A 7,299-nucleotide genomic window follows, 5' to 3' on the forward strand; every position below is an offset into this window, starting at 1 on the left:
CGCTCAAAAAAGCATGACTAAACACAATAAATAACTATCTATGACACTCATAGTAAAAATTGAGAGATGGCAAACCACAGTTAAGAAAGTAATAATAATTAACTTACTGGTTTTTAAGATTTTTTTAATATTTCCGAAAAGTTTATATAAAATGCCGATTTTGAAGGGATAGAAAGATTTATCTAATCAGACTTATAGAGCAAAAAACCGTATAGATACGGATTGCCTAAATACCTTTATTATTTGTACCATTTTGATATGTAATATTTTTGAAAAAAGATTATGAGTGACACAATTCGTACCAACCTTGAAGAACTTAATACCTCAGAAGATTTAACAGAAAATGCTGGCACCGAGGAACTTATTACTCAGGAGACAATGAAGGAACCGACTCTAAAAGAGAGAGTTTTTACAGCTATTGAACAGCTTGAAAGTCAGGGTGTAAAACCTACGCGCGATAAGATACGACAATTGACTGGAGGGAGTGACCGCGATTTATCAAAGTACATGAACGAGTGGCGTGACAGCAAAAAAGGCGTTGATGTCAATGAAACTGCAAATACTACCAATGCTTCCAGTGCATTAGTAGTACAAGTTAGTAATGAGATAGTACAGAGTCAAAATGAGAATAGTATTCAAAATACTGAAGAGAGAGTACAAACTGTAACGAGCTTTTTTAATACAGTATTTAATGAAGACTTGAATACGGCAGAGAACATCGCAGAACAGCGCGTGATGAATATCATTGTTGGGCAAGAAGTTTGTACCCAAAACTTTCTAGATAATCCTGATAAGCTTCGCGAGGAATTCAAGAAAGAAATTGCAAAAGCTAGAAATGCCACAAACAATAAGTTAGACGAAATATCAGCAAGGTATGAAGTTGCTTTTTTTACAAAGACGGTGTTGTCGAGGAGTCTTACAAAAGAATAGATAATTATTTGGCGCCTAACTCTCCAAGACAAGAAAATTCAGAGGATGAAACTGATATTACTAGTGAAGTAGAAACGCCTTCTGAGCAACAAGAGGGGCAGGCGCCGTCCAAAAATATCAATGATTTCCGACAAGATATAACTAACCAAGTAATTGGGATGTTGATTCAAAAACAGTCTATTTGTATTACTGGCGAAGTTGGGATTGGAAAAACTCATCTCGCGCGGCAAGTAATAAAAGCTCTTGGAAAGAAATGTTGTTATGGGTATTACCGTGGTGACAACACCAAGTGCTTGCAGCAAATAGCGTCCAGCTTGAATATTTCTTTGAATCAAATTGATAATGAAGGCGCCGAGGGTAAACCACTTACAGCAAAACAACTTAAAGAAGATATTGCTGAAAGTTTAGGTGAAACTATCCTTATATGTGATCATTTCCACAAATGGCCTGCTTCTTTAAAAGGTTGGGTAGAAGATTTACATGAGAGTGGCGCCGTTATTTTACTTCTTGGTAATCATCGTGACTTGGAGGGTGTTGCTTACAAAATCCCTAGGTTAGTTCTATCCCCCCTTCAGGATGATGAGATTAGGGATATTATTTCACATCAAGCGAAGCAATTAAGTCATGCACTTACAACTAATCAGGTTGTGGAAATGGCTGGACGCGCGGGGGGTAATCCGCTACTTGCACAGCGTATGGTACAAGAACTTCATCAAGGAGTAGAAAGCAAGAATATTCAAGACGGTAGAAACTATCGAGATATTACACCTTTTTTGATGTTCATTGCTGGATTAATTGGCGCCGTCCGTTTTGTAGGTTTAGCTACCGGTGATATTCGACTTCGTATACTTGGAGGTGTTGCTATTACATTTTTATTCTCGTTACGACACTTAAGTTCTTTATTTCCTAGAGGTAGTAGAAAGTAACTATATATATGTTAGGACTCACTCACACTGCTTTATCTATAACTGGAGTTGCAATTGTTACGGGAAGTGTTGACCCGGTTGTTTTGGGAATAGCTGCACTTGCAAGTCAAATTCCTGACCTTGATACTAGTAAGTCATGGATAGGTAGAGCTATTTTTGTTGTATCGTCACGTATTGAAAAACATTTTGCACATAGGAGTATAACACACTCTATATGTATCACCTTTGCAATAGCACTCTTTACACTTCCTGTATTGTTTAATTACGGTTTACCTCTTTGGTTAGCAGCGCCAGTAGGTCATTTAATATCTTGTTTTGCGGATTGCGGAACTAAACTTGGATGCCAGCTATTTTACCCTGTTAATAAAGATTACTGGGTAATCGGATTAAACCCTAATAACCGTATAGAAACAGGTAAAAATTCTGACTACGCAATATTGGCTACAACCGTCTTGGTTTTCTCTATCACTTATTATTTAATTGCTGGTTCAGGTGGAATAGGCGCCTACATGACAAAAACCTTCTTCCCCAATAACCAAACAGCTATAGAGATGTTACGAAGAGAGAACCAAAAAGCTATATCTATAAAGGTTGAGGGTATAAGGAAGGTTGATAACTCTAGGGTTAATGAAACTTACTGGGCGATATCGGCGGCTGGGTCTAACTTGGTAGCGCGCGATAAAGCTGGTAACGTGTTTCGTGTAGGGGAAGGTGGAGAAGTTATCCCCAAAAAGGTTAATTTACTACCGGATAGGTTAGATATTAAAGTTAGGCGCCAACGTATACAGGAAGCATCAGCGGCTGAGTGGGTTAACTCTTTACCAGAAAATGCCTTAATTACAGGGACTTTGGAAATTGAGGATTCTACAGAACTTCAATTACCTATAACACCACCAGGAGAAATGCCAACTGTTACTAAAACAGGAAGTGGAATTTATTTAGAACACGCTGACCGTAAGGATTTAAAGCCAATTGAGGATTTCTATATTCTGAGTGGGGAGACTTTGATCAAGCAACTATGAAAGCTCTGTACACCGCATTACTTACTACTCTGTTATTAATGGCGCCGCTCTGGGCACAAAATTCTAATGTTCCAGAGAATGTAGAAGTATTTAGTTCTTCTACTAACAATAATAAAGGAACTGGAAGCGGTGATAGTAGAAGTTTAAGGCTTTCTGTAACAGTTGAGGCGCCGGAACATCTTTTAGTAAAAGAGGAAGATTTAATATTTGAGGGACAACCAATAGCAGATAAACCCGAAGAACGTAAACGTTTGTTGCAAAGTAAAAATAGTTTAATTCTACAGAGAAATAATTTATTCTGTAAGGAAGTCCCAGAACCATTAAAGCCCAAAGAAACACCACCTCTGGCGCCACTACCAAGTGCTAATTATACTGAAGAAGAATCTCTTGTTGCCCAAGCACAATTAAAATTACAACAAGCTCAAGCAATACTAGAAACGCGAACTCCTATATTAAAAAGTGATAATCCAGAGAAGCGCGCGTCTATGGAGAAAGTTGAAGCTGCATTGAGAGGTGCCCAAGAAAAAGTACGTACACAGGAGGAGCTATTAAAATCCATGCAAGATATGCAACTTGAGGCGCCTATTATGCGACATGAAGAGGCTAAATTGAAACAGTTACAGTCAGAGACTGAACAGTTACAATCCTCTTTACAGAGGGAACAAGCTTTAATGGCTTCTGCAGGAACAAGTCAACAGCAAGATTTACAAAATTTAGAGATTGCTGTACAAATTGCTCGCAGCGATTTACAAATTGCTATGGGTAAATTAGAAACCGCGCGCAATAATCGTAAACTTACGGAGTATAAAGCATCTATAGAAGCATCACAAAGAGTAGAAGAAGAAAATCGTAGTCAGCAAATTTATTCTCAGCAACAAGGACAATATGCACAAGCTTTACGAGATAAAGATTATCAACTGACACAATTACATAGTCAGTCAACAGCTATTGATGAAAAATTAGCACAAATACCGATTATTAAGGCGCCACGTTCCGGTTATATTCGTCGTATTAAACCTTGGGTTGGAAATAATGGGAAATATACTACGACTCTTACTATTGCTTCTTCCCCTAATAACAATAACTCAGGAGGTAAAAGCAACAACAATAAGGAAAATAATAAAACCACAACTACAAGCGCAAGTACTACCAGTACCGCAGGCGCCCAAATCATCACAGACAAATCAGCCTGTCCCACCTCCACCTCCACCACCAACTCAACCAAATCAGGCGCCAAGCAATGAAGATAATTCAGGTATAGAGGTAATTAATGAGGATGAATCAAATACTCAAGTACCTAACAATTCAAGTACTCAACCTGAAAAGGCGCCTGAAACTTCTGACACAGAGGAAACAGACACATCAGATCAAGAAGCAACCAATGCTCTTGAGGACAGTAAATTACCTAAAACTCCTCAAAATCCTTTTGAGCGACCCAACATAGACAACCTTATACAAAGACAATTTAACGATGATATGTGGAGAATAATGAGGGGTCAGTTACCGTGTCTTGAAACTTCTGCGAACTGTTTGGAACAATTACAAGGTAAAGCAGTTGGCGCCTCTCCCTTACTTAAAGAGTTAGACACGCGGATCGAAGAAGCGAATAACAAAATTGCTGAAGCGCAATCCCGAAATAAAAAGTCTGTCCGAATGGCTGTTTTATCTCCTGCGTTACAGTACTTACTTGGACCGACTGTAACAGCGGGTCAGCCGCAAAAATCTGGGACAGGTCTGATAGATAATATTCTGGGAGTAGTGCGCGGTGATATTGGTTTGATCAACGGGTTGCTTCGCGTCGTAGGTGTCCCCCTTTTCGAGGGAACACAGGGTGGGAACGCTGACGCGCAGCGTAATGCAATCGCCATAGGTGATTTACAAATTAAGGTCGCGGAGTTACAACGCGGACGCGCGAAAATTGCCGACGAAATTCGGGAAAAAGTGGCCATCAGCTTAGTTAAGTTTGATGAGGCACGGACAGATTTTCAGACATCACAAGTGGTTGGCGCCAGGGCTATCGACCAATTCAAGGTTTATGAGTTACGGTATGTCAGGGGTAATAGTGATACTGAAGGATATTTAGCACAGCAATCTAAGCTTGATAGGGAGAAAGCTTCTGTATATAGCTCTTGGGCTAAAATGCGCCGTTCTTTATTTGAATTAAAGTTACTTGTATTGTCTGTTAAAGAAGCTGAAATTTAATTTATAGGAAAAAACAATGATTAAATTAATTCAAAACTTTCAACAAAAGATTTTTATATATAAAATACTTGGTATTACCTATAATCAATTGAAAATTTATTTTATTTTGTCATCAATTATCTGTATAATTGCTGTAAAAATAAAATTTCACCCTTTATTTGTAACTTGTTTTTTTGCATTTAATTGCTTATTATTTGTTAGCATTAATTGGTATAAAGATTATAAGTATCAAAGTCTGGAGTACAAGATGAGCATTTTAATGCCTATCTTAAATTCACCTGAATTTGCTGAATATCAAAAAACATTGTTAAATCAAGAAGAAGAAAGTAACTAAATAATCTTTTTTATACAGGCGCCCATACACCACAACTTCCTGTCATGCGCTTGTATACTGCATTCTGGCTATTAAATACTTAGATACTTAGATACTTAGATACTTAAAAATTTAGATTAGTGAAAATTTAAGAACTTAGAATAATAGACATATTTGCAGGGTGTGGGGGCTTATCCCTTGGCTTCCAGAATGCAAGATTTAATATCGTTGGCGCCATCGATAACTGGCAGACAGCAATTAATGTATACAGTAAAAATTTTGACCACCCTATCTATAATTGTGATTTGAGTATTCCAGAGAATAGCTATCCTATATTTGAAAAGTTAAATTGTAATGCTATTATTGGGGGTTGTCCATGTCAAGATTTCTCAAATGCTGGACTGCGTAACGAGGATAATGGTAGAGGTAAACTTAGTATTAGTTACGCGCGCATTATTCAACACGTTAAACCCAAAATATTTGTATTAGAGAATGTCGAAAGATACAGGAAAAGTAATAAATATCTACAGGTAAAGAAAATACTGTTAGCTTGTGGATATGGTTTAACTGAGACGGTTCTTAATGCTTCACTCTGTGGTGTTCCGCAAGCTAGGAAAAGATATATTTGTATTGGGGTGTTAGGTGGCGCCGACAATGATTTACTTTCCCTGTTGCATGAAAGTTTGGCGCCTACACCAATGACCGTAAGGGATTATTTTGGTTCAAGCCTAGGAACAGAATTTTATTATCGACACGCACGCAGTTACCAACGGAAGGCAATATTTTCTATCGATGAACCTAGTCCTACGGTAAGGGGAACTAATAGACCAATATCTAAGAATTACATTCCTCACAGGAACGATGCTTGTAGGGATTTAAAGAGAGTGCGCGCGCTTTCTACTTTGGAGAGAAGTTATATACAGACTTTCCCTTATGAATTTAATTTTGATATTGAGAATCAAACTAAAACCAACTTGGAGCAGGTTATTGGGAACGCTGTCCCTGTAAAGTTAGCTGAGTTCATAGCTACTGCTATTGGTAAGTATCTGGGTTAGGTGCAAATTTTGAATGGGCGCCGATTTTTTTGCATCCCCTGTAGGGGAATTTAAAGGTGTAACATTTCTTTCCATGAAACCTACTTCCAGTGAAATGGATAGTTCAAGAAAGGCAAACGCTAGCAATCATCCCCCGCTAGACCCAACTCTGTTTCCATCCCCTTTTAAACGGGGAAGTAGGGAAAGAGGTCACTTCTGGAAGCCTTATACAGAGAGAGTTTTTAACCCCTCAATCGACACACTCCAAAATTTTGATAGAAAATTTCTAAAAAATCTTCAATTCCGGCGCCTGAAACGTTGACTGTATAAGCCATCGACACACTCCAACGAAACAATAAGGGTTTCAAGGTTTTGGCGGGGTGTGTAGATTCAATACTAAGGTCTTATTTAGTATATTAAAACTATTAAATTTTCAAGGTTCTTGTTGGTAATGTCGGTAAACAATACCACTCGTAAATTTATTGTATCGGCGCCATATTATCAAGCAGGCGCCTTGATATCGACACAAAACGAAACATAGGCACCTTAAAACTTACACTCTTTTATTTATCAAAGGCGCCTGCACTGTAGTTCCCAAATTACAGCTAGTATGGCGCCGCTCAATATACAACGGTGCCCAAAACCTACACTAACAAATTGTCTACTGCTGCTACGCCTGCAATCCGCGTTGGGATGAAGTCCAGCGATATTAAGCACTGCTTGTACAGCTTCCTTTTTACTAATTGGGTTTTCAGATAAGCCACGAGTGCTTCCATATCGTAAATCAAGTATAACTATGTATAAAAAGTACGCTTTTTTACATATTAGCTTGTGAAAAAGCGCTTCTTTTGCGAATAATACTTATTTTTTTT

6 protein-coding genes are annotated in these 7,299 nt (G+C 38.2%); all 6 read left to right on the top strand.

Going from position 1 to position 7,299, the window contains the following annotated elements:
- Nucleotides 1-282: 282 nt before the first annotated feature.
- The 6 genes from AC2JBO_RS41000 to AC2JBO_RS41025 all read left to right on the top strand — a co-directional run bounded on the left by AC2JBO_RS41000 (nt 283) and on the right by AC2JBO_RS41025 (nt 6,448).
- A complete protein-coding gene (locus tag AC2JBO_RS41000; protein ID WP_496959371.1) occupies nt 283-930 on the top strand; it encodes a DNA-binding protein in 648 nt (215 codons plus the stop codon).
- A gap of 8 nt (nt 931-938) precedes the next feature.
- A complete protein-coding gene (locus AC2JBO_RS41005) occupies nt 939-1,856 on the top strand; it encodes an AAA family ATPase (RefSeq protein WP_496959372.1) in 918 nt (305 codons plus the stop codon).
- An 8-nt stretch (nt 1,857-1,864) separates the two neighbouring features.
- Nucleotides 1,865-2,878, top strand: a complete 1,014-nt coding sequence (locus AC2JBO_RS41010) for a metal-dependent hydrolase (RefSeq protein WP_496959373.1) — start codon at nt 1,865-1,867, stop codon at nt 2,876-2,878.
- Complete coding sequence (locus AC2JBO_RS41015; protein ID WP_496959374.1) at nt 2,875-4,122, top strand: HlyD family secretion protein; 1,248 nt, start codon at nt 2,875-2,877, stop codon at nt 4,120-4,122. Before AC2JBO_RS41010 ends, AC2JBO_RS41015 begins: the two co-directional genes overlap by 4 nt.
- Nucleotides 4,123-4,144: 22 nt before the next feature.
- A complete protein-coding gene (locus AC2JBO_RS41020; protein ID WP_496959375.1) occupies nt 4,145-5,080 on the top strand; it encodes a hypothetical protein in 936 nt (311 codons plus the stop codon).
- A gap of 477 nt (nt 5,081-5,557) precedes the next feature.
- A complete protein-coding gene (locus AC2JBO_RS41025; RefSeq protein ID WP_496959376.1) occupies nt 5,558-6,448 on the top strand; it encodes a DNA cytosine methyltransferase in 891 nt (296 codons plus the stop codon).
- The last annotated feature ends 851 nt before the right edge of the window (nt 6,449-7,299 follow it).

Source organism: Calothrix sp. CBUCES-K 9914 (assembly GCF_059640475.1).

Bases quoted from the DNA above. Each gene is read 5' to 3' on its own strand.
- AC2JBO_RS41000 (WP_496959371.1), top strand. From the start codon at position 283: ATGAGTGACACAATTCGTACCAACCTTGAAGAACTTAATACCTCAGAA.
- AC2JBO_RS41010 (WP_496959373.1), top strand. From the start codon at position 1,865: ATGTTAGGACTCACTCACACTGCTTTATCTATAACTGGAGTTGCAATT.
- AC2JBO_RS41015 (WP_496959374.1), top strand. From the start codon at position 2,875: ATGAAAGCTCTGTACACCGCATTACTTACTACTCTGTTATTAATGGCG.